Source organism: Kitasatospora sp. NPDC059646, from assembly GCF_042734615.1.
GTDB lineage: Bacteria > Actinomycetota > Actinomycetes > Streptomycetales > Streptomycetaceae > Kitasatospora.
In genome coordinates this window covers 1-21,028 of the sequence record NZ_JBHWDS010000085.1, presented here as the reverse complement: position 1 = coordinate 21,028, position 21,028 = coordinate 1, and the positions used below count along the sequence as shown (strand labels likewise).

Annotated in this window: 16 protein-coding genes, 2 tRNA genes and 1 riboswitch; of the genes, 6 read left to right on the top strand and 12 right to left on the bottom strand. The window is 72.0% G+C overall.

Features of this window, described 5'->3' with window-relative positions; translation table 11 throughout:
- Positions 1-42: 42 nt before the first annotated feature.
- Positions 43-2,682 (bottom strand): valine--tRNA ligase, encoded by a 2,640-nt coding sequence (locus ACFV1L_RS35120; protein WP_380374041.1) that lies wholly within the window; start codon positions 2,680-2,682, stop codon positions 43-45.
- A 146-nt stretch (positions 2,683-2,828) separates the two neighbouring features.
- On the opposite strand from ACFV1L_RS35120, the gene ACFV1L_RS35115 reads away from it, so the two are divergent.
- Positions 2,829-3,791 (top strand): hypothetical protein, encoded by a 963-nt coding sequence (locus tag ACFV1L_RS35115; RefSeq protein ID WP_380374038.1) that lies wholly within the window; start codon positions 2,829-2,831, stop codon positions 3,789-3,791.
- A 43-nt stretch (positions 3,792-3,834) separates the two neighbouring features.
- Complete coding sequence (locus ACFV1L_RS35110) at positions 3,835-4,644, top strand: hypothetical protein (RefSeq protein WP_380374035.1); 810 nt, start codon at positions 3,835-3,837, stop codon at positions 4,642-4,644.
- Between the two features lie 104 nt (positions 4,645-4,748).
- Here the strand turns inward: ACFV1L_RS35110 and clpX are convergent, their stop codons facing one another.
- The 5 genes from clpX to ACFV1L_RS35085 form a co-directional block, all read right to left on the bottom strand.
- Positions 4,749-6,035, bottom strand: a complete 1,287-nt coding sequence (gene clpX / locus ACFV1L_RS35105) for an ATP-dependent Clp protease ATP-binding subunit ClpX (protein WP_073812376.1) — start codon at positions 6,033-6,035, stop codon at positions 4,749-4,751.
- A 278-nt stretch (positions 6,036-6,313) separates the two neighbouring features.
- Positions 6,314-6,976: an ATP-dependent Clp protease proteolytic subunit gene (locus ACFV1L_RS35100; protein WP_380374032.1), complete on the bottom strand. Its 663-nt coding sequence runs from the start codon at positions 6,974-6,976 to the stop codon at positions 6,314-6,316.
- 44 nt (positions 6,977-7,020) lie between these two features.
- Positions 7,021-7,650, bottom strand: coding sequence for an ATP-dependent Clp protease proteolytic subunit (locus ACFV1L_RS35095; RefSeq protein WP_035871808.1), 630 nt, complete (start codon positions 7,648-7,650; stop codon positions 7,021-7,023).
- 223 nt (positions 7,651-7,873) lie between these two features.
- Positions 7,874-9,259, bottom strand: coding sequence for a trigger factor (tig, locus tag ACFV1L_RS35090; RefSeq protein WP_380374030.1), 1,386 nt, complete (start codon positions 9,257-9,259; stop codon positions 7,874-7,876).
- A 207-nt stretch (positions 9,260-9,466) separates the two neighbouring features.
- Positions 9,467-9,540: transfer RNA gene (locus tag ACFV1L_RS35085), tRNA-Pro, on the bottom strand.
- Positions 9,541-9,691: 151 nt separating this feature from the next.
- Here ACFV1L_RS35085 and ACFV1L_RS35080 point away from each other — a divergent pair.
- A tRNA-Gly gene (locus ACFV1L_RS35080) sits at positions 9,692-9,765 on the top strand.
- A gap of 131 nt (positions 9,766-9,896) precedes the next feature.
- Here ACFV1L_RS35080 and ACFV1L_RS35075 read toward each other — a convergent pair.
- The 3 genes from ACFV1L_RS35075 to ACFV1L_RS35065 form a co-directional block, all read right to left on the bottom strand.
- On the bottom strand, positions 9,897-10,886 hold the full coding sequence (locus tag ACFV1L_RS35075; RefSeq protein WP_380374027.1) for a peptidoglycan DD-metalloendopeptidase family protein: 990 nt from the start codon (positions 10,884-10,886) through the stop codon (positions 9,897-9,899).
- Between the two features lie 2 nt (positions 10,887-10,888).
- Positions 10,889-11,043, bottom strand: a riboswitch (cyclic di-AMP (ydaO/yuaA leader).
- Positions 11,044-11,415: 372 nt separating this feature from the next.
- The gene (locus ACFV1L_RS35070; RefSeq protein WP_035862776.1) at positions 11,416-11,610 is read right to left on the bottom strand and encodes a hypothetical protein; all 195 of its coding nucleotides are present in this window, start codon (positions 11,608-11,610) and stop codon (positions 11,416-11,418) included.
- A gap of 388 nt (positions 11,611-11,998) precedes the next feature.
- A complete protein-coding gene (locus ACFV1L_RS35065) occupies positions 11,999-13,210 on the bottom strand; it encodes a PP2C family protein-serine/threonine phosphatase (RefSeq protein ID WP_380374025.1) in 1,212 nt (403 codons plus the stop codon).
- 172 nt (positions 13,211-13,382) lie between these two features.
- Between ACFV1L_RS35065 and ACFV1L_RS35060 the strand changes: the two genes are divergently transcribed.
- A complete protein-coding gene (locus ACFV1L_RS35060; protein WP_380374023.1) occupies positions 13,383-14,636 on the top strand; it encodes a GNAT family N-acetyltransferase in 1,254 nt (417 codons plus the stop codon).
- Positions 14,637-14,706: 70 nt separating this feature from the next.
- Here the strand turns inward: ACFV1L_RS35060 and ACFV1L_RS35055 are convergent, their stop codons facing one another.
- Together ACFV1L_RS35055 and ACFV1L_RS35050 are read right to left on the bottom strand one after the other, a co-directional pair.
- Complete coding sequence (locus ACFV1L_RS35055; protein ID WP_380374020.1) at positions 14,707-15,192, bottom strand: ribose-5-phosphate isomerase; 486 nt, start codon at positions 15,190-15,192, stop codon at positions 14,707-14,709.
- A gap of 70 nt (positions 15,193-15,262) precedes the next feature.
- A complete protein-coding gene (locus tag ACFV1L_RS35050; protein ID WP_380374018.1) occupies positions 15,263-15,859 on the bottom strand; it encodes a biotin transporter BioY in 597 nt (198 codons plus the stop codon).
- A gap of 276 nt (positions 15,860-16,135) precedes the next feature.
- Here ACFV1L_RS35050 and ACFV1L_RS35045 point away from each other — a divergent pair, with 276 nt between their 5' ends.
- Positions 16,136-17,536, top strand: coding sequence for an amino acid permease (locus ACFV1L_RS35045; RefSeq protein WP_380374015.1), 1,401 nt, complete (start codon positions 16,136-16,138; stop codon positions 17,534-17,536).
- Positions 17,537-17,590: 54 nt separating this feature from the next.
- Here the strand turns inward: ACFV1L_RS35045 and ACFV1L_RS35040 are convergent, their stop codons facing one another.
- Entirely contained in the window at positions 17,591-18,226 is a 636-nt protein-coding gene (locus ACFV1L_RS35040; protein WP_380374013.1) for a DsbA family protein, read from the bottom strand.
- A gap of 187 nt (positions 18,227-18,413) precedes the next feature.
- On the opposite strand from ACFV1L_RS35040, the gene pepN reads away from it, so the two are divergent.
- Entirely contained in the window at positions 18,414-20,981 is a 2,568-nt protein-coding gene (gene pepN / locus ACFV1L_RS35035; RefSeq protein ID WP_380374010.1) for an aminopeptidase N, read from the top strand.
- Positions 20,982-21,028: the final 47 nt, after the last annotated feature.

The window sequence follows — 21,028 nt, the reverse complement described above, 5'->3', positions numbered from 1 at the left end:
GTGCCCCCGAGTGCGGGGGCGGCGGCCCTTCCTGACGCGCGGTCAGCCCTGCGGCAGCGCCGCGAGCTGGGCGGTGATCCGGGCGATGTCCGCCTCGGCGGTCTCCAGCCGGACCCGGATCTTGGCGACCACCTCGTCCGGCGCCTTGGCCAGGAAGGCCTCGTTGCCGAGCTTGCCGGTGGTCTGCGCCTTCTCCTTCTCGGCGGCCGCGAGGTCCTTCTGCAGGCGCTTGCGCTCGGCGGCCACGTCGATGGTGCCGGACAGGTCGAGCGACACGGTGGTGCCGGCGATCGGCAGCGAGGCGGTGGCGTGGAAGCCCTCGTCCGGCAGCGTCAGCCGCAGCAGCGAGCGGATCGCCGCCTCGTGCACCTCCAGCCGGTGGCCGGCCAGCTCCAGCTGGGCCGGGACCTTCTGGGTGTCGCGCAGGCCCTGGGCGTCGCGGAACCGGCGGATCTCCGCGATCAGCTGCTGGAGCTGCGCGATCTCCGACTCTGCGTCGGCGTCCCGGTAGCCGGAGTCCTTCGGCCACGCGGCGATCACCACGGACTCGGCGCCGGTGAGCGCCGTCCACAGCGCGTCGGTGACGAACGGGACGATCGGGTGCAGCAGGCGCAGCGTCACGTCCAGCACCTCGCCGAGGACGCGGCGGGCGTGGTCGGCCTGCGCGCCGCCCTTGCCGAGGGTGGTCTTGGACAGCTCGACGTACCAGTCGAAGACCTCGTCCCAGGCGAAGTGGAACAGCGTGTCGGAGACCTTCGCGAACTCGAAGTCCTCGTACAGCGCGTCGACTTCGGCCACGGTGGCGTTCAGCCGGGACAGGATCCAGCGGTCCGCGGCGGTGAGCTCCTCGGGCGCCGGCAGCGGGCCCTGGACGGTGGCGCCGTTCATCAGCGCGAACCGGGTGGCGTTCCAGATCTTGTTGCAGAAGTTCCGCGAGCCCTTGACCCAGTCCTCGCCGATCGGCACGTCCGCGCCGGGGTTGGCGCCGCGGGCCAGCGTGAAGCGGACCGCGTCGGTGCCGTAGGCGTCCATCCAGTCCAGCGGGTCCACGGCGGTGCCGGACGACTTCGACATCTTCTTGCCGAACTCGTCGCGGACCAGGCCGGTCAGCGCGACCGTCTTGAACGGGATCTCGCCGTCCATCGCGTACAGGCCGAACATCATCATCCGGGCGACCCAGAAGAAGATGATGTCGTGGCCGGTGACCAGGACGTCGGTCGGGTAGAACTTCTCCAGCTCGGGGGTCTTCTCCGGCCAGCCGAGCGTGGAGAACGGCCACAGGCCGGAGGAGAACCAGGTGTCCAGGACGTCCGGGTCCTGCTCCCAGCCCTCGCCGGTGGGCGGCTCCTCGTTCGGGCCGACGCAGACGACCTCGCCGTTCGGGCCGTACCAGACCGGGATCCGGTGGCCCCACCAGAGCTGGCGCGAGATGCACCAGTCGTACATGTTGTCGACCCAGTCGAAGTAGCGGCGCTCCAGCTCCTTCGGGTGGATCTCGACCCGGCCGTCGCGGACCGCGTCGCCGGCGGCCTTGGCCAGCGGCTCGACCTTGACCCACCACTGCAGCGACAGCCGCGGCTCGACCACCGTGTGGCAGCGCGAGCAGTGGCCGACCGCGTGGTCGTAGGGGCGCTTCTCGGCGACGATGCGCCCCTGCTCGCGCAGCGCGCCGACCACGGCGGAGCGGGCCTCCAGCCGGTCCAGTCCGAGGAACGGGCCGTGCACGGTGATCACGCCGCGCTCGTCCATCACGGTCAGGTTGGGCAGGTTGTGCCGCTGGCCGATGGCGAAGTCGTTGGGGTCGTGCGCCGGGGTCACCTTGACGGCGCCGGTGCCGAACTCCGGGTCGACGTGCTCGTCGGCGACGACCGGGATCTCACGGTCCGTCAGCGGCAGCTTGATGGTCCGGCCGACCAGGTGCGCGTAGCGCTGGTCGGTCGGGTGGACGGCCACCGCGGTGTCGCCGAGCAGCGTCTCGGCGCGGGTGGTGGCGACCACGATCGAGTCCTCGCCGTCGCCGTAGCGGATCGAGACCAGCTCGCCCGGGAGGTCCTTGTGGTCCACCTCGACGTCGGACAGCGCGGTCAGGCAGCGCGGGCACCAGTTGATGATGCGCTCGGCGCGGTAGATCAGGCCGTCGTCGAAGAGCTTCTTGAAGATGGTCTGGACGGCCTGCGACAGGCCCTCGTCCATGGTGAAGCGCTCGCGCGACCAGTCGACGCCGTCGCCGAGGCGGCGCATCTGGCCGAGGATCCGGCCGCCGTAGTTCTCCTTCCACTCCCAGACCTTCTCGACGAAGGCCTCCCGGCCCAGGTCGTGCCGGGACAGGCCGGACTCGGCGAGCTGCTGCTCCACCTTGTTCTGGGTGGCGATGCCCGCGTGGTCCATGCCCGGGAGCCAGAGCGCCTCGAAGCCCAGCATCCGCTTGCGGCGGGTCAGCGCGTCCATCAGCGTGTGCTGGAACGCGTGGCCCAGGTGCAGCGCGCCGGTGACGTTCGGCGGCGGGATGACGATGGTGTACGCGGGCTTCTCGCTCTTCGCGTCGGCGGTGAAGTAACCGCGCTCCACCCAGCGCTCGTACAGCTCGCCCTCTACCTCGGCCGGGGCGTAGGTCGTCGGGAGGGTGGCTGCTTCGTCCCCGGGCCTGGAGCTCGCGGGGCGCTGGTTCGTCGTGTCGGTCACGACGCACAGTTTACGGAAGCCGGGGCCGCGGTTGTGAACCCGACAGTGCATGACCGGTCGGGCGCGCTGGGGGGGCTGTACGGTAGCGTGCCCGCATAGTCGACCGGACGGGGCCGCGCACTGAGGCGGCGGGGGAGAAAAGACATATGTACGGCCAGGGCCAGGGACCGCAGCAGTATCCGCAGGGGCAGCCGCAGCAGCCGTACGGCGCTCCCCCGCCGCAGCCCGGCTACGGCGCCCCCCAGCCGCCCGCCGGCCAGCCCGGCTACGGCGCACCCCAGCCGCCCGCGTACGGCGCTCCGCAGCCGCCGGCCTACGGCGCCCCGCAGCCGCCCGCCGGCCAGCCCGGGTACGGCGCGCCCCAGCCGCCGGCCCCGCAGCAGGGCTACGGCTACCCGCAGCCGCCCGCGCAGCCGCAGCAGCAGTGGGGCGGCGTGCCGCAGCAGCCCGGCCAGCCCGGTTACGGCGGCTACCCGGCGCCGCCCGCCCAGTCCAAGGGCAAGGGCGGGATCATCGCCCTGGTGCTGGTCCTGGTGCTGGCGGCCGGCGGCGGCATCGCCTACTGGGCGCTGAGCGGCTCCAAGGGCTCGGACACCGCGGGCAAGTACAAGCTGACGGTGCCGGAGAGCGTGGCCGGCTACACCAAGAAGTCGTCCTCCGAGAAGGGCGAGCTGAAGGGCCTGGACGGCGTCGGCACCTTCGAGGGCTCGCTGACCGCGACCTACCAGAAGACCCCGACCGACGTGGCCAGCTTCAGCGGCAGCTGGGGCAGCGTCCCGGACCCGGGCAAGGCGCTGGACACCGCCATCCAGAAGCTCAACGAGGGCGACAGCGGCGACGGTTCGGACAAGCCGAACTGGAAGCAGGAGCCGTCGAACGTCGACGCGGGCGACCCGAAGGACCCGGGCGCGGTGCTGCGCTGCGGCGTCGTGTCCCAGGAGTCCGGCAAGACCACGCTGGGCGTCCCGATCTGCCTGTTCGCCAGCCACTCCACCATCGGCGTGGTCGCGTTCGTCTCGATGGACAACACCGGCAAGACCACCGTCACCACCTCCGACGCCGCGTCCCGCACCCGGCAGATCCGCGACGCCGCGACCGTCGCCAAGTAGCCCCCACAGCAGCGCACTTCACGCTCGAACGGAGTAACTCCCCGTGTCCGACAACCAGTTCGGCCCGCCCCAGCCCGGCTTCGGCCCGCCGCAGGACGGCCCGATACCCCCGCAGGGCGCGCCCGCCGCGCCCCAGGGCGGCTACGGCTACCCGGGCGCCCCGGCGCCCCAGCAGCAGGCCTGGGGCGGCGGCGCGGTGCCGCCGCAGGGCTTCCCGAACCCGGGCGGCTACCCGCCCGGCGTCCCGATGCGGAAGAAGTCCCGCAAGGGCCTGTGGATCGGCCTCGGCGTGGTGGCCGCGGTGATCCTCGGCGGCGCGGGCGTGGTCGGCTACCTGATCTACGACACGGCCTCGGACACCGGCAAGAACAAGGTGGTCCTGCCGCAGTCGTTCCACGACATGACCAGCGACCCGGAGGACGAGGACGCCAAGCGCCTGTCCAGCGGTCTGCAGAGCGGCCTCGCCGAGGACAAGTCCTCGTTCACCCAGGCCGAGCCGGTCTCCACCATCTACCGGTCCTCGGACGAGCAGAAGATGCTGCTGGTGTCCGGCATGACCGGCCACGTGCTGTTCCCGTCGAAGCAGGTCGACGCCGCGTTCAGCAGCTTCAGCGCGGGCGGCGCCGGCGGCGTCAGCGACCGCAGCGACATCGACCCGGGCCCGCTCGGCGGCCGGCTGTCCTGCGGCACCACCGACATCGCCGGCCAGCACGGCGGCATCTGCGTGTGGGCCGACAGCTCCTCCGTGGTGGTCGTCCTGGAGCTCGACGGCTCCAGCGACAAGGGCGTCACCAAGGACCAGGTCGTCGCCGACACCCAGGAGCTGCGCAAGCTCTCCGAGGTTCCCAAGTAGCCTCGGCCGCACGGCGGTCCGCGCGACGCGCGCCGGACGACCGAAGGGGCCCCGCACCGTTCACCGGTGCGGGGCCCCTTCGTCGTCGCGGGATTGACGGAGCGTCAGGCGCTCTTCTCCCGGCGCTCGCGCTTGATCATGTCGCGCGGGACCAGTGTGGGGATGGCGTGCTTGGAGACCACGTCCCCGGTGACCACCACGCGGGCGACGTCCTGACGGGACGGGACCTCGTACATCACGGACATCAGCACCTCCTCCATGATGGCCCGCAGCCCGCGGGCGCCGGTGCCGCGCAGGATCGCCTGGTCGGCGATCGCCTCCAGCGCGTCCCGGGTGAACTCCAGCTCCACGCCGTCCAGTTCGAACAGCTTGCGGTACTGCTTCACCAGCGCGTTCTTCGGCTCGGTGAGGATCTGGAGCAGCGCCTCGCGGTCCAGGTTGTGCACGCTGGTGATGACGGGCAGCCGGCCGATGAACTCCGGGATCATCCCGAACTTCACCAGGTCCTCCGGCATCACCTGGCGGAAGTGGTCCGAGGCGTCCAGCTCGCGCTTGGAGCGGATGGTGGCGCCGAAGCCGATGCCCTTGGCGCCCGCCCGGCCCTCGATGATCCGCTCCAGGCCGGCGAACGCGCCGCCCACGATGAACAGCACGTTGGTGGTGTCGATCTGGATGAACTCCTGGTGCGGGTGCTTCCGGCCGCCCTGCGGCGGCACCGAGGCGGTGGTGCCCTCCAGGATCTTCAGCAGCGCCTGCTGCACGCCCTCGCCGGAGACGTCCCGGGTGATCGACGGGTTCTCGCTCTTGCGGGCGACCTTGTCGATCTCGTCGATGTAGATGATCCCGGTCTCGGCCTTCTTGACGTCGTAGTCGGCCGCCTGGATCAGCTTCAGCAGGATGTTCTCGACGTCCTCGCCGACGTAGCCGGCCTCGGTCAGCGCGGTGGCGTCCGCGATCGCGAACGGCACGTTGAGCATCCGGGCCAGGGTCTGCGCGAGCAGCGTCTTGCCGGAGCCGGTCGGGCCCAGCAGCAGGATGTTGGACTTGGCCAGCTCGATCGCGTCGTCCCGGCCGGAGCCGGAGCGGCCGGCCTCGCCGGCCTGGACGCGCTTGTAGTGGTTGTAGACCGCGACCGACAGCGCCTTCTTGGCGAGGTCCTGGCCGACCACGTACTGGTCCAGGAACTCGTAGATCTCGCGGGGCTTCGGGAGTTCCTCGAAGCGCACCTCGGAGCTCTCGGCGAGCTCCTCCTCGATGATCTCGTTGCACAGGTCGATGCACTCGTCGCAGATGTACACGCCTGGCCCGGCGATCAGCTTCTTCACCTGCTTCTGCGACTTGCCGCAGAACGAGCACTTGAGCAGGTCGCCACCGTCTCCGATGCGTGCCACGAGGTGCTTCCCCTTCGCCAGGGGCCCCGCGGGGGTCGGGGCCTGGTGCTGTGAGACCGGCTGCGCCGTCGGCGGTCGGTCTGGTATCCGACGGTACTCTGCCGAGCCGCTGTTTCCGCCGACTTCGACCGGTCTGCCCTACGCCCTGGGCGAATTGATACCGAACAGATGCCGTCGCGGGTGCATGACCCGACAGCCATTGTGCCGGTGCGGAGGCCCCGACCGGAACGCCCCGGGGCGGGGCGTACGTCACGTACGCACCGCCCCGGGGCGAGGGTTCAGTCGGTGAACGAGTTCTTCCGGGTCGAGACGATCTGGTCGATCAGCCCGTACTCCAGCGCCTCCTCGGCGGTCAGGATCTTGTCGCGCTCGATGTCCTCGCGGACCTGCTCGACCTCCTTGTTGGAGTGCTTGGCCAGCATGGTCTCCAGCTGCTCGCGCATCCGGAAGATCTCCTTGGCTTGGATCTCCAGGTCCGACACCTGGCCGCGGCCGGTCTCGGTGTACGGCTGGTGGATCAGCACCCGGGCGTTCGGCAGCGCCATCCGCTTGCCGGGGGTGCCGGCGGCCAGGATGACCGCGGCGGCCGAGGCGGCCTGGCCCATGCAGACCGTCTGGATGTCCGGCTTCACGAACTGCATGGTGTCGTAGATCGCCGTCAGCGCGGTGAACGAGCCGCCCGGGGAGTTGATGTAGACCGAGATGTCGCGGTCCGGGTCCATCGACTCCAGGCAGATCAGCTGCGCCATGATGTCGTTCGCGGAGACGTCGTCCACCTGCGAGCCGAGGAAGATGATGCGCTCCTCGAACAGCTTGGCGTACGGGTCGTACTCGCGGATGCCCTGCGAGGTGCGCTCGACGAACCGCGGGACGATGTAGCGGCCCTCGGCCCGCATGTCCTCCAGGCGGGCCTTGGCACCGGACAGGCTGGGGATGTTCATGTTCTCTGGTCCTCCGAAGCGTGCGGTCTGGGTTCCGATGCCGGTCAGCCGGCCAGGCCGGCGCCGGTGCCGCCGCCGCCGGGGACGTCCGCGGCGCTGTGCATGATGTCGTCGATCAGGCCGTACGCCTTGGCCTCCTCCGGCGTGAACCAGCGGTCACGGTCGGAGTCCGCGGTGATCTGCTCGAAGGACTGGCCGCTGTGGTGGGCGATCAGCTCCGACATCCGCTTCTTGGTGCGCAGCAGCTGCTCGGCCTGGATCCGGATGTCGGTGGCGGAGCCGCCGAGGCCCGCGGAGGGCTGGTGCATCAGGATGTTGGCGTTCGGCAGCGAGAAGCGCTTGCCCTTCGCGCCCGCGGTCAGCAGGAACTGGCCCATCGAGGCGGCCATGCCCATGGCGATGGTGACCACGTCGTTCTTGATGTACTGCATGGTGTCGTAGATCGCCATGCCCGCCGAGATGGATCCACCCGGGGAGTTGATGTAGAGGTAGATGTCCTTCTCGGGGTCCGCCGCGAGCAGCAGGAGCTGGGCGGTGATCTTGTTGGCGATGTCGTCGTCGACCTGCTGGCCGAGGAAGATGATGCGCTCGTTGAGCAGCCGGTTGTAGACCTGGTCGCCCAGGCCGCCGCCCACGTCGCCGCCGGCGGCGTGCGGTGCCATCGGGCCAGGCATCTGCATCTGCGGGAACGTCACTTAGCCACCTGCTCAGTCGATCTGCGTGTGTGTCGCTGTCCACCGACCCTAACGCGCAGGCCCCGCCGCTGAATCCCCCACGCAGAACTGTTCGCTGTGAGCGCAGGGTGAGCAGGCCGAACGGGAACGGGCCCGGGCACCGTGCGGTGCCCGGGCCCGTTCCCGGTCTGACGCACCGTCGGATTCCCGACGGTCAGGAGGCTCAGGCCTCCTTGGCCTCCTCGGCCTCGGCCTCGGCGACGACGGCCTCGGCCGCCTCCTCCTCGTCGTCCTCGAACGAGACGACCTCACCGTTGGTGTCGGTGACCTTGGCGGCCTCGACGACCAGGGCCAGCGCCTTGCCGCGGGCGACCTCGCCGACCAGCAGCTGCACCTGGCCGCCCTGGACGACCTGCTGGGCGAACTGGTCCGGGGTCAGGCCGGAGCCGGCGGCGCGACGGATGAGGTGCTCGGTGAGCTCCTCCTGGTTGACGCCCAGCTCCTCGTTCTTGACGATCTGGTCCAGCACGAACTGGGTCTTGATGCCCTTCTTCGCCTGCTCCTCGGTCTCCTTCTCGAAGTCCTCGCGGGACTTGTCCTGGGAGGCGAGGTAGGTGTCGAGGGTCAGGCCCATCGGCTCCAGCTGGTGGTGCTCCAGGTTGTGCTTGCGGGTGCCGATCTCGTCCGCGAGCAGCTTCTCCGGGTACTCCATCTCGACGCGCTGCAGCAGCTCGTCGAGGACCTTCTCCTGGGCCTGGGTGGCCTGGTCGAACTCCTTCATCCGCTCGAGGCGCTTGCGCGAGTCCTCGCGCAGCTCCTCCAGGGTGTCGAACTCGCTGGCCAGCTGCGCGAACTCGTCGTCCAGCTCGGGGAGTTCCTTCTCCTGGACGGTGGTCACGGTGACGGTGACCTCGGAGTCCTTGCCGACCTGCGTGCCGCCCTTGAGGGTGGTGGTGAAGGTCTTGGACTCGCCGGCGGACAGGCCGACGACGGCCTCGTCGATGCCGTCCAGCAGGCGGCCGGAGCCGATCTCGTAGCTCACGCCGGTGGCGGTGCCGTCCTCCGGCACCTCACCGTCGACCTTGGCCTCCAGGTCGATGACCACGACGTCGCCCTCGGCGGCGGCGCGCTCGACGTCCTTCACGGAGCTGAAGCGCTCGCGCAGCTGCTGCAGCGACTTCTCGATGTCCTCGTCGGTGACCTCGACCGGGTCCACCACGACGGCGATCTCGGCGAAGTCCGGCAGGGTGACCTCGGGGCGCACGTCGACCTCGGCGGTGAACTTCAGGTCACCGCCGTCGACCAGGTTCTCGACACCGGCGATGTCCGTGATGTCGGGCTGGCCCAGCACGTCGATCTGGCCCTCGTCGACGGCCTGCGTGTAGAAGCGCGGAAGCGCGTCGTTGACGGCCTCCTCCAGCACAGCGCCCCGGCCGAAGCGCTGGTCGATGACCCGGTTCGGGATCTTGCCCTTGCGGAAGCCCGGGACGGTGACCTGCTGGTTGATCTTCTTGTACGCCGCGTCGAGGCTGGGCTTGAGCTCCTCGAAGGGCACCTCGACGGTGAGTCGAACCCGGGTCGGGTTCAGAGTCTCGACGGCGCTCTTCACGGTTGGGTCTCCTAGGGGGCTTGCGGTCAGGGCGATAGGCGGTTGGGGCTGCAATGCTGTCCGTACTACCGCCAGCGGTCCATCCTACCGGTACCACGAAAGCGACTGTGCCCGGCACCGGCTCCGGGTCCGCGCGACCTCCAACGCCCGCGCCCGCGGCGACAGACGACAACAGGGCCCCGCCACCGACGGGACCCTGCCGCACGGTCGGGGTGACCGGATTCGAACCGACGGCCTTCCGCTCCCAAAGCGGACGCGCTACCAACCTGCGCCACACCCCGTGGTGCCGAGCAGAAGAGTACACGTCGGCCCGCCTCCGACCGGGGCGATATCGGCGAGCCGACAACGCGGAAGGAGTGTGCATTCCACCGGCCCGAGCAGGTAGGCTGTCCGCGTCCCCGTCACCGCGGCGCGCGGTGCGGGCACTCCTTTGCGGGTGTAGCTCAATGGTAGAGCCCCAGTCTTCCAAACTGGTCACGCGAGTTCGATTCTCGTCACCCGCTCCACGCGGCCGACGGCCCCGACTGCCCACGCAGTCGGGGCCGTCGCCGTTCCCGGGCCTCCGGGCCCGCCGCCCCGGCAGCCCGAAGGCCCCGGACAGCGGGGCTGTCCGGGGCCTTCGAGGGGTGGGCGACGATCAGACGTTGACGCCGTGGGCCGCCAGGTAGGCGACCGGGTCGATGTCGGAGCCGTAGTCCGGGGTGGTGCGGATCTCGAAGTGCAGGTGCGGGCCGGTCACGTTGCCGGTCGCGCCGGAGAGACCGATCTGCTGACCCGCCGTCACGGACTGGCCGGCCGAGACGGAGATCGAGGAGAGGTGGGCGTACTGGGCGTACTTGCCGTCGGCCAGCTTGATGATGACCTGGTTGCCGTAGGCGCCGCCGTTGCCGGCGGAGACCACGGTGCCGGCGGCGACGGCCTTGAGGCTGGTGCCGGTAGCGACCGGGAAGTCGATGCCGGTGTGGTAGCCGCTGGACCAGTTGGAGCCGGCCACCTTGTAACCGGTGGTGACCTTGCCCGGCGCCGGGGCGACGTAGGCGGCGGACGAGCTGGTGGTCGCCGCGGTCGTGGTGGTGGTGGTGGAGGCCTTCGGGGCCGCCTGCTGGGTCTTGGCGGTGCCGGTGGCGGCCGTCTTCGCGGTGGTCGACGCGGTGGTGTCGGCCTGCTTGGGGGCGGCCTTCGGCGCCGCGGCCTTGGCGGCGGTGTCCGAGGAGGCGGACGCGGCCGGGGCCTTGGCGGCGGGGGCGGCGGCCTGGCCGTTGATGGTCAGGTGCTGGCCCGGGTAGATGAGGTCGGGGTTGCCGCCGACCACGGAACGGTTGTCCTGGTACAGCTTCTCCCAGCCGCCGTCGACGTGCTGGGCGTCGGCGATCTTGGACAGGGTGTCGCCGGCGGCGACCCGGTAGCTGTGCGCGGCGGCGCGCTGGGCGCCGTCGGCGTGGTCGGCGACCGGCTTGGCGTCCACCGAGACGTTGGACCACTGCTGGGCGCCGCCCTGGTGGTCGGTGGTGTGCGCGGAGGCGGCGGTGACCGGGAGGCCGACCGCGGCGCCGGCCACGCCGGTGGCGATGGCGATGCGGACGATGGTGGTCAGGCGCGGCTTGCGGTGCTTGCCCTGAGCGGACATGAAGCGTTCCTCTCCGACGCCTGCGAGGTGAGCTGTCGGGTTCGGGCGAGAGTTGCCCGGCCGCAGAACTGCGGCTTCACCCCGAGCCGTTCCCGGTGTGTCCGGGCCCGGCGTCCTACCTGTGGTTCCCCCGCTCCTGCCGTGGCGTGGTTTCTGGTCGGCACCGGACGACGGCAGGACTAGGCGTTCCGTCCGGTGGCCCGCCCGGACCATGGCCGGGCTGCGGAGGAAGCAAAACCCACGGCTCGGGAGGCTGGCAAACGCCGATCGGCCCCGCTCCCGAGATCGGGAAGGGGCTGACGGTCCACCAGGTCACGCTGCGCCCACCGGCTCGCTGCGGTGTGCGTACGGGATCATGACGGTGCGCCTACGAGCCCCGCACGGTGGGCGACTTCGGCCACCGTGCGCGTTCGGGCGCGGACCCGGCGTGACCGGCCGGGTGACCCTGGTCACCCGCGGGCAGGCCGAAGGGACGGTGCGAGGGAGCCTCCCGCCCGTCGTGGAGTGCCGCCGGGGAGCCGACGGGGCGTCAGCCCGCGATCGACGCGATGGCCTTGGACACCGAGGTGAGGAACTGCTGGATCGGGCCGGCCATGGTCGACTGGCTGAGCATGAAGCCGAACAGGGCGGCGACGATGGCGTGCCCGGTCTTCAGCTGCTTGTTGCGAATGAAGATCGCGACGATGATGCCGAACAGGACAAGCGCGGAGACGGAGAAGGCCACCGGGACTCACTTCCTCGATTCGTGGCGGGGGTTCGGGTGGAAACCGTCGATGGCTCCCAGGCGGAAACCGGCCCCTGCCCCCCGTGTCCCCACCACTCCATCCGGACTCAGTGTGGTCGCTCGTGCGGACTGCGTAAAGGACTTGCCCGGTTGCCCGGGCTCCCAACCCGCCTGGTAGGACTGATTTTCGCCGACCGCGACGATAGCAACCGGGTTCTGACGGCCCGTCGGCGGGCGGTGGTCCGCCCCGGCCGGCGCGGCAAACCGGCAGGCAGATCCGGGAGCGGGCCACGGGCCGGGCGGCGCGCCGGAATTGGCCGAAGATCAACGCCCGGGTTTGACACTCCGTGGGCACTCCGCGCTCACCGCATCTGCGCACGACGGCGGTTCAGCGGCGCCAGATCAGCATGACCGCGCGGTCGTCGTTGACGTGCTTGGCGACGGTGTCGATCAACCGGACCGCGGCGCCGGACCGGACCGGCACCGGGGCGGCGGCCACCAGCCGGTCGGCCTCCCCCATCAACCGGTCCATGCCCTCGGCGAGGTCGCGGCCGGGGATCTCCACCATGCCGTCGGTGCACAGCATCAGCACGTCGCCGGGGCCCAGGACGCCGCGCACCCCTTCGAACTTGGCCTCGTCGTAGACGCCGAGCAGCGGGCCCTCGGCCTCCTTGACCTCCCAGTGCCCGGCGCCGGCCAGCCGGTGCATGCCGGGCAGGTGCCCGGCGGAGAGCAGTTCGTACTCGCCGGTGTCCAGGTCGACCACCAGGTGGACGGCGGTGGCGAAGCCCTCCGCCCAGTCCTGGCGCAGCAGGTAGCCGTTGGCGGCGGGGAGGAAGTCGTGGGCGGGCAGCGAGCCGAGCAGTCCGCCGAAGGCGCCGGACAGCAGCAGGGCTCGGCTGCCGGCGTCCATGCCCTTGCCGGAGACGTCGGCGAGGACGGCCTCCAGCATCCGGCCGCCGGGGCCGGTGCGGGCGGCGACCATGAAGTCGCCGGAGAAGGACTGGCCGCCGGCCGGGCGCAGCGCGGTGTCGGTGTGCCAGCCGTCGGGCAGGCGCGGGACGCGGCCCTGGACCCGGATCCGCTCGCGCAGGTCGAACAGCATGGTGGAGCCGCCGCGCCAGGGCACGCCGATCCGGCGGCGGAACTGGGCGACCAGCAGTCCGGCGACGCCGACCGCGCCGACCACCAGCGCGGCTCCGGGGGTGACGCCGTGCGCGTAGGCCTCGGGCCGGTCGCTGGCGACGCGCTCCCCGGTGTGCACCAGGGACTCGGTGATCAGCCCGGCGGCCGCGACGGCGTACAGCAGCACCAGGGTGCCGGGGCGCAGCAGCAGGGCGCCGGCCAGCACCGGCAGCACCAGGGCGGTGGGCGGGGCCCAGTCCGGCAGCAGGATGTTCAGCAGTACCAGGACGGGCACCGCGAGGGCGAGCGCGGCGAACGCCCACCAGTCGGCGCCGTCGCCGCGGAAGTAGTCGACCCCGGTGCGGCGCAGCCTGCGCCGGGCCCGGTACAGCGCCGCGCGCAGCCGGGCCGTCACGGGCTCGCGGGACGGCCCGCCGTCCCGGCCCGTCGCACTGGGACGCGCGCTGCCGGCCATGGGGACCGACCTTATCCACCGCCGGTGCGCGCGTCGACGGCCCGGGTGGCACCGAGTGCAACGAAGTCGGCACGCTCCGGTGGGTTTCGGCCGCGCGCGCCGGATCCGGGGGCACGCCGAGGGCGTGACAAATCGGTCGCGTGCGCCCGGATCGGGTGATAGGGAGGGCCCCATGACGATTCGACACCCCGAGCTGACCGTCCGGCCGTTGCGCGCCGAGGAGTGGGACTCCTGGTACGGCGTGCTGACCGTGGCCTTCGGCGGCACCGAGGAGGAGCCCGAGGAGCGGGCGCTGTGGCACGAGTTGACGGAGGTCGGGCGCTCGCTGGCGGTCTGCGAGGGCGAGCGGATCGTCGGCACCGCCGGGGCGGTCGGCTTCCGGGTGGTGGTGCCGGGCGGCGCGGTGCTCCCGGCGGCGGGCGTGACGATGGTGGGCGTGCTGCCCACCCACCGGCGGCGGGGCGTGCTGACGGCCCTGATGCGCCGCCAGTTGGACGACGTGCGGGCGGCCGGCGAGTGCCTGGCGGTGCTGACGGCGTCCGAGCCGCCGATCTACGGCCGGTTCGGCTACGGCCAGGCCACCCGCAAGGCGGTGGTGTCGATGGACCGCGGCCGGGTGAAGGTGCACACCCCGGAGCAGCGCGGGGAGTTGGTGCTGCGGCTGGCCGATCCGGTCGCCGAGCTGGCCCGCTGCGAGGAGCTGTACGCCCGCCTCGCCACCCGCCGTCCGGGCACCCTGGTGCGGCAGCCCGGCTGGGAGAAGGTCCCGGTGCTGGACGCGCCCGGTTCCCGCGGCGGCTTCTCCGCGCTGCAGTCGGTGCTGGCGGAGGACCCGGAGACCGGCGAACTGCTGGGCTACGCGCGGTACGCGGTGAAGGGCGACTGGAACGACCGCGGCGCGGCCGGCGTGGTCCGGGTCCGCGCGGTGCAGGCGGAGCAGCCCTGGGTGTACGCCCGGCTGTGGGAGTTCCTGCTGGACCTCGACCTGACCGAGCGGGTGGAGGCGCACAACCTGCCGGCCGACGACCCGCTGCTGCACCTGGTGTCGGACGTCCGGCACCTGACGCCGCGTCTGGTCGACGGCATGTTCGTGCGGCTGGTGGACCTGCCGAGGGCGCTGGAGGCGCGCGGCTGGGCCCTGCCGGTGGACGCGGTGCTGGAGGTCACCGACGCGTTCTGCCCGTGGAACGCGGGCCGCTGGCGGCTGACGGCGGCGCCGGGCAAGCCGGCCTCCTGCGTGCCGACCGACGGTCCGGCCGATCTGGAGCTGGACGTGCGGGAGTTGGGCTCGGTCTACCTGGGTGGCGGCTCGCTGGCGGCGCTGGCCGCGGCGGGCCTGGTGCGGGAGTTGCGGCCGGGCGTCCTGGAGCCGGTGTCGGCGGCGTTCCGTTCGGGCCTGGAGCCCTGGCTGCCGCACGGCTTCTGACCGCTCCGCGCCGGAACGCACCGCGCCCGCCCGGGCAACTCCCGGGCGGGCGCGGTGCGTTGCGGGCGGATCAGCCCTGCGGGTGGTGGGCCGGGACGGGCGGCAGCTCGCCGGTGGTCTCGTACTCGGACAGCATCTCGATCCGGCGGGTGTGCCGCGGCTCGCCGCTGTACGGGGTGTTGAGGAAGATCTCGACGAACCTGGTGGCCTCGTCCAGGGTGTGCATCCGGCCGCCGACCGAGATCACGTTGGCGTTGTTGTGCTCGCGGCCGAGGGCGGCGGTCTGCTCGCTCCAGGCCAGCGCGGCGCGGACGCCCTTGACCTTGTTGGCGGCGATCGCCTCGCCGTTGCCGGAACCGCCGATCACCACGCCCAGCGCCTCCGGGTCGGCGGCGGTGCGCTCGGCCGCCCGCAGGCAGAACGGCGGGTAGTCGTCCTCGGCGTCGTAGATGTGCGGGCCGCAGTCGACCGGCTCGTGCCCGGCCCCCTTCAGCCACTCGACGAGGTGGTTCTTCAGTTCGTATCCGGCGTGGTCGGAGCCCAGGTAGACGCGCATGGACACGAGTGTGACATGCCTCCGGGCCCGCACCCCGGCAGGGGCGGCGGGCCCGGTTCCGGACGGGTCGTCAGCGGCGGCCGGCCAGCTTCCAGGCGAGCGGCAGGGCGCCCATCGCGAGCACCATCTTCAGCGCGTCGCCGATCAGGTACGGGTACATGCCCAGCTCGGCGGCCCTGGCCAGCGGGACGTCCAGGGCGAACGCCAGGTACGGCACGCCGACCGCGTAGATCACCAGGCTGCCGAGGGCCATCGCGCCGGCCGTGTGGAGCGGGTCGCGGTCGGCGCCGCGGCGGGCCAGCGCACCGGTGAGGGCGGCGGCCAGCACGAAGCCGATGACGTAGCCGAAGGTGGCCAGGCCGGCGCCGGAGCTGCCCTCGGCGAACCAGGGCAGGCCGGCCGCGCCGGCCGCCAGGTACAGGCCGAGCGCGGCGGCGCCGCGGCGGGCGCCGAGCGCGGTGCCGACCAGCAGCGCGGCGAAGGTCTGCCCGGTGACCGGCACCGGCGAGCCCGGCACCGGGACGGACAGCTGGGCGGCGAGGCCGGTCAGGGCCGCGCCGCCGGCCACCAGGGCCAGGTCGCGGGCCCGCGCGCCGATCCGGGTGGAGGCCTGCGGCAGCAGGTCGGCGAGGACGGCGGTGGACGGTATCGACGCGGCGATGGCCATGGCTGCTCCCGGGTATCCGATGGGGTGATCACCTGAACCTACGCCGCGTCAGGTCTCCGCCGCCGCGTCGGCCGCGACAAAGCCGACCGCCCCCGCCTTGTCGGGTCCGGCCTGTGACCAAGCCCTCACCGTGTGCACACGGTGGTGCGGCGGTCACTGTCCGTCGGAGGGGCGTCCGGATGCCGGTCCTGGTTGGGGCGTTCACGTCATCTGCCGAATAGTGGACAGATCCTTCCGAAATGGTCGGGCTCCCGCACAGTCTGGAAAACCCTCCGCATGACCCGAACCCCCTCCTCCGCCACCGCGTCCGCCGCGCCGGACGCCGCCGGCACCGCCGAGGACTCCGGCCTGGCCCACGGGCTCAAGCAGCGCCACCTCTCGATGATCGCGCTCGGCGGCGTGATCGGCGCCGGGCTGTTCGTCGGCTCCGGCTCCGGGATCGCCGCCGCCGGGCCCGCCGTGGTGCTCGCCTTCGCCGCCTCCGGGCTGCTGGTGATGCTGGTGATGCGGATGCTCGGCGAGATGTCCGCCGCCCGCCCCGCCTCCGGTTCCTTCTCGGTGCACGCCGACCGGGAGATCGGCCCGTGGGCGGGCTTCACCGTCGGCTGGCTGTTCTGGATCCTGCTGTGTGTGGGCGTCGCGGTGGAGGCGATCGGTGCGGCCGGCATCGTCTCCGGCTGGCTGCCCGCCGTGCCGTCCTGGGCCTGGGTGGCGGTCTTCATGGCGTTCTTCTGCCTGACCAACCTGGCGGCGGTGCGGAACTTCGGCGAGTTCGAGTTCTGGTTCGCCGCGATCAAGGTGCTGGCGATCAGCGCCTTCCTGGTGATCGGCGTCCTCGCCGTGCTGGGCCTGCTGCCGGGCACCGCCTCGCCCGGCGCCGCCAACCTGACCGGCCACCACGGCTTCCTGCCGAACGGGGCGAGCGGTCTGGTCACCGGCCTGCTCGCCTCGGTCTTCGCGTACGGCGGCCTGGAGACCGTCACCATCGCCGCCGCCGAGTCCGAGAACCCCCGGCGCAGCGTGGCCGTCGCGGTGCGCACCGCGATGTGGCGGATCGCCCTGTTCTACGTCGGCTCGATGGCCGTGATCGTCACCCTGGTCCCGTGGGACGACCCGTCGGTGGTCCGGCCCGGCCCGTACGTCGCGGTGCTGAGCACCCTGGGCATCCCGGGGGCCGCGCAGCTGATGAACGTGGTGGTGCTGATCGCGCTGCTCTCCGCGATGAACGCCAACATCTACGGCTCCTCGCGGATGGTGCACTCGCTGGTCGCCCGCGGCCACGGCCCGCGCGCGCTGGCCCGGCTGTCCGGCGGGGTCCCGCGCCGCGCGGTGCTGGCCTCCTGCACGTTCGGCTTCCTGGCCGTACTGCTGTCCTACTGGTGGCCGGAGACCGTGTTCTCCTGGCTGCTCAACATGGTGGGCGCCGCGGTCCTGGTGGTCTGGGCCTTCATCGCCGTCGCCCAGCTCCGCATGCGCCGCCACCTGCCGGCCTCGCAACTCCCGGTCCGGATGTGGGCGTTCCCGTACCTGACGTACCTCGCGCTGGCCGCGATGGGGTTCATCCTGGTGCTGATGACCCTCGACTCCGCGAACCGCATCCAGCTCTACTTCACCGCCGGGCTGACCCTGGCGCTGGCCGCCGCCGGCCTCCTGAGGAACCGTCGGACGGCGTCCTGAGCGCACGGAACCCCGCGACCCCGGGCCGGGTCGCGGGGTTCCGTGCCGGACGGGCTACTCGAACGAGGGCCCCGCGGTCCGCGTCCGCTTGATCTCGTAGAACCCGGGCGTGGACGCCACCAGCAGCGTCCCGTCCCAGAGCCGGGCGGCGGCCTCGCCGCGCGGGGCGGGGGTGACGACCGGCCCGAAGAAGGCGATCCGCTCGCCGTCCGGCCCGTCGACCGCGATGACCGGGGTGCCGACGTCCTCGCCGACCAGGCCGATGCCCTCCGCGTGGGAGGCGCGCAGCTTCTCGTCGTACGCGTCGGTGTCGGCGGCGTCCGCGAGTTCGGCGGGCAGGCCGGCGGCGGTGAGGGCGGCGACCAGGGTCTCCCGGGTGTTGGGCAGGCCCTGGTTGTGGAAGCGCAGCCCGAGCTCGGTGTAGAGCCGGCCGAGCACCTCCTCGCCGTGCGCCTCGGCGGCGGCGACGAGCACCCGGACCGGGCCCCAGCCGGCGGCCAGCATCGCGCGGTACTGCTCGGGCAGGTCGTCCCGCTTCTCGTTGAGGACGGACAGGCTCATCACGTGCCAGCGGACGTCCACCGGGCGGAGCTTCTCGACCTCCAGCATCCAGCGGGAGGTCATCCATGCCCAGGGGCAGATCGGGTCGAACCAGAAGTCGGCGGTCTTGCGCCTGTCTGCGGCGGTCACGGGCGGCGTCCTTCGGTGCGGCGGTCGGGAGTCGCGGGGGCGGCGCCCCCGGGAGCTGCAACCCGGGCCCGCCCCCGGTGATTCCTCGAGCGGTGCAATGGCACAGCCGGGAGGGCGTGAAAGGATGCCCCGGAAGGAGTGCCATGAACACTCCGAAGCCGTGTGTTCCGTACAGAGGAGTACCGCCGTGCCGGGCAAGAACCTGAGCCGTGAGGAGGCCCGCGACCGGGCCGGGATCATCCGGGTGGACAGCTACCGCGTCCACCTGGACGTGAGTGCGGCGGCCGACCCCGGCCGGCCCACCTTCCGTTCCACCACCCGGATTTCGTTCGACTGCACCTCCCCGGGCGCGTCGAGCTTCGCCGACCTGCTCGCCCCCGAGGTGGTCTCCGTCGAGCTGAACGGCCGTCGGCTGGACCCGGCCGAGGTGTTCGACGGCGCCCGGGTCGCGCTGCCGGAGCTCGCCGCGCACAACGAGCTGACGGTGGTCGCCGAGTGCGCGTACAGCCGCACCGGCGAGGGCCTGCACCGCTTCGTCGACCCGGTGGACGGCGAGACCTACCTGTACACCCACTACGAGCCGGCCGACGCCCGCCGGGTGTTCGCCAACTTCGAACAGCCCGACCTGAAGGCCCCGTTCAGCTTCACGGTGACCGCCCCGGCGGCCTGGGACGTGTACGCCAACGCGGTGCACGAGCGCATTGCCGAGGACGGCGACACCCGCACCTGGGAGTTCGCGCCGACGAAGCCGATCTCCACCTACCTGACCGCCGTGGTGGCCGGCCCGTACCACGTGGTGCGCGACCACTACTCCCGCGAACTGCCCGACGGCAGCGTGCTGGAGGTCCCGCTGGCCGCCACCTGCCGCCGCTCGCTGGCCCCGTACTTCGACGCGGACGAGATCCTCACCGTCACCAAGCAGGGCCTGGACTTCTTCCACGACGAGTTCGACTACCCGTACCCCTTCGGCAAGTACGACCAGTGCTTCGTCCCCGAGTACAACATCGGCGCGATGGAGAACCCGGGCTGCGTGACCTTCCGCGAGGAGTTCATCTACCGCTCCAAGGTCACCGAGGCCGCGTACGAGGCCCGCGCCAACGTGATCCTGCACGAGATGGCGCACATGTGGTTCGGCGACCTGGTCACCATGAAGTGGTGGGACGACCTGTGGCTGAAGGAGTCGTTCGCCGACTTCATGGGCTCGTTCGCACAGATCGAGGCCACCAAGTACCGCTCCGCCTGGATCACCTTCGCCAACCGCCGCAAGGCCTGGGCGTACCGGCAGGACCAGTTCCCCACCACCCACCCGATCACCGCGGACATCCGCGACCTCGAGGACGCCAAGCTCAACTTCGACGGCATCACCTACGCCAAGGGCGCGTCCGTCCTCAAGCAGCTGGTCGCCTACGTCGGCCGGGACGCGTTCTTCGAGGGCGCCCGCCGCTATTTCAAGAAGCACGCCTTCGGCAACACCGTCCTCGGCGACCTGCTGGACGCCCTGGAGGAGACCAGCGGCCGCGACCTGCGCGCCTGGTCCGCCGCCTGGCTGCAGACCTCCGGCGTCAACACCCTCACCCCCGAGCTCACCCACGACGCCGAGGGCCGGATCACCGAACTGGCGATCCGTCAGGACGGCGACGTGCTGCGCCCGCACCGGATCGCGGTCGGCCTGTACGACCTCGCCGAGGACGGCGCGCTGCGCCGCACCGACCGCTACGAGCTGGACCTCACCGGTGCCCGCACCGTGGTCGCCGACGCGGCCGGCCGCTCGCTGCCCGCGCTGGTGCTGGTCAACGACGACGACCTGACGTACTGCAAGGTCCGCTTCGACGGGCGCTCGCTGGAGACCCTGCGCACCGGCCTCGGCGACCTCACCGGCGAGACCGGCCTGGCCCGGGCGCTGGCCTGGTCCGCGGTGTGGAACCTGACCCGCGACGGGCTGATGCCCACCCGCGACTACCTCGACCTGGTGCAGCGCTTCGCCGGCCGGGAGTCCGACATCGGCGTCCTGCAGTCCCTGCACCAGCAGGCCGGCACCGCGCTGGAGCTGTACGCCGACCCGGCCCACCGCGGCGAGTACGGCACCGCGCTCGCCGAGGTCGCGCTGCGCGAGCTGAACCTGGCCTCGCCCGGCAGCGACCACCAGCTGGCCTGGGCCCGCTTCTTCGCCGAGACCGCCGAGCGCGCCGACCACCTGCAGCTGCTGCGCGGCCTGCTGGACGGCACCGGCCGGATCGACGGCCTGGCGGTCGACCAGGAACTGCGCTGGAGCTTCTGGCTGGCCCTCGCCACCCACGGCGCGGCCGGCACCGAGGAGCTGTCCGCCGAGCTGGCCCGCGACAACACCGCCAGCGGCCGCCGCCAGCACACCCAGTGCCTGGCCGCCCGGCCCACCGCGGACGCCAAGGCCGCCGCCTGGGCCGCCGTGGTCGACTCCGACGAGCTGCCCAACGCGCTGGTCGAGGCGCAGATCGCCGGCTTCAACCAGGCCGGGCAGCGCGAGCTGACCGCCCCCTACTCCGAGCCGTACTTCGGGATGCTGGAGTCGATCTGGGCCGAGCGCTCGATCGAGATCGCGATGCGGATCGTCGGCGGCTTCTTCCCCCGCTACCAGACCACGCCCGCGACGCTGGCCGCCACCGACGCCTGGCTGACGGCCCACCAGGACGCCGCCCCGGCCCTGCGCCGCCTGGTCCTGGAGTGCCGCGACGACCTGGCCCGCGCGCTGCGCGCCCAGGAGTGCGACGTCCAGTAGCACCGCACGGCGGAACGGCCCGGCCCCCGCTCCGATCGGAGCGGGGG

Coding starts and splice junctions, on each gene's coding strand:
- ACFV1L_RS35115 (WP_380374038.1), top strand. CDS start 2,829: ATGTACGGCCAGGGCCAGGGACCGCAGCAGTATCCGCAGGGGCAGCCG.
- ACFV1L_RS35100 (WP_380374032.1), bottom strand. CDS start 6,976: ATGAACATCCCCAGCCTGTCCGGTGCCAAGGCCCGCCTGGAGGACATG.
- ACFV1L_RS35095 (WP_035871808.1), bottom strand. CDS start 7,650: ATGCCTGGCCCGATGGCACCGCACGCCGCCGGCGGCGACGTGGGCGGC.
- ACFV1L_RS35075 (WP_380374027.1), bottom strand. CDS start 10,886: ATGTCCGCTCAGGGCAAGCACCGCAAGCCGCGCCTGACCACCATCGTC.
- ACFV1L_RS35065 (WP_380374025.1), bottom strand. CDS start 13,210: ATGGCCGGCAGCGCGCGTCCCAGTGCGACGGGCCGGGACGGCGGGCCG.
- ACFV1L_RS35060 (WP_380374023.1), top strand. CDS start 13,383: ATGACGATTCGACACCCCGAGCTGACCGTCCGGCCGTTGCGCGCCGAG.
- ACFV1L_RS35055 (WP_380374020.1), bottom strand. CDS start 15,192: ATGCGCGTCTACCTGGGCTCCGACCACGCCGGATACGAACTGAAGAAC.
- ACFV1L_RS35050 (WP_380374018.1), bottom strand. CDS start 15,859: ATGGCCATCGCCGCGTCGATACCGTCCACCGCCGTCCTCGCCGACCTG.
- ACFV1L_RS35045 (WP_380374015.1), top strand. CDS start 16,136: ATGACCCGAACCCCCTCCTCCGCCACCGCGTCCGCCGCGCCGGACGCC.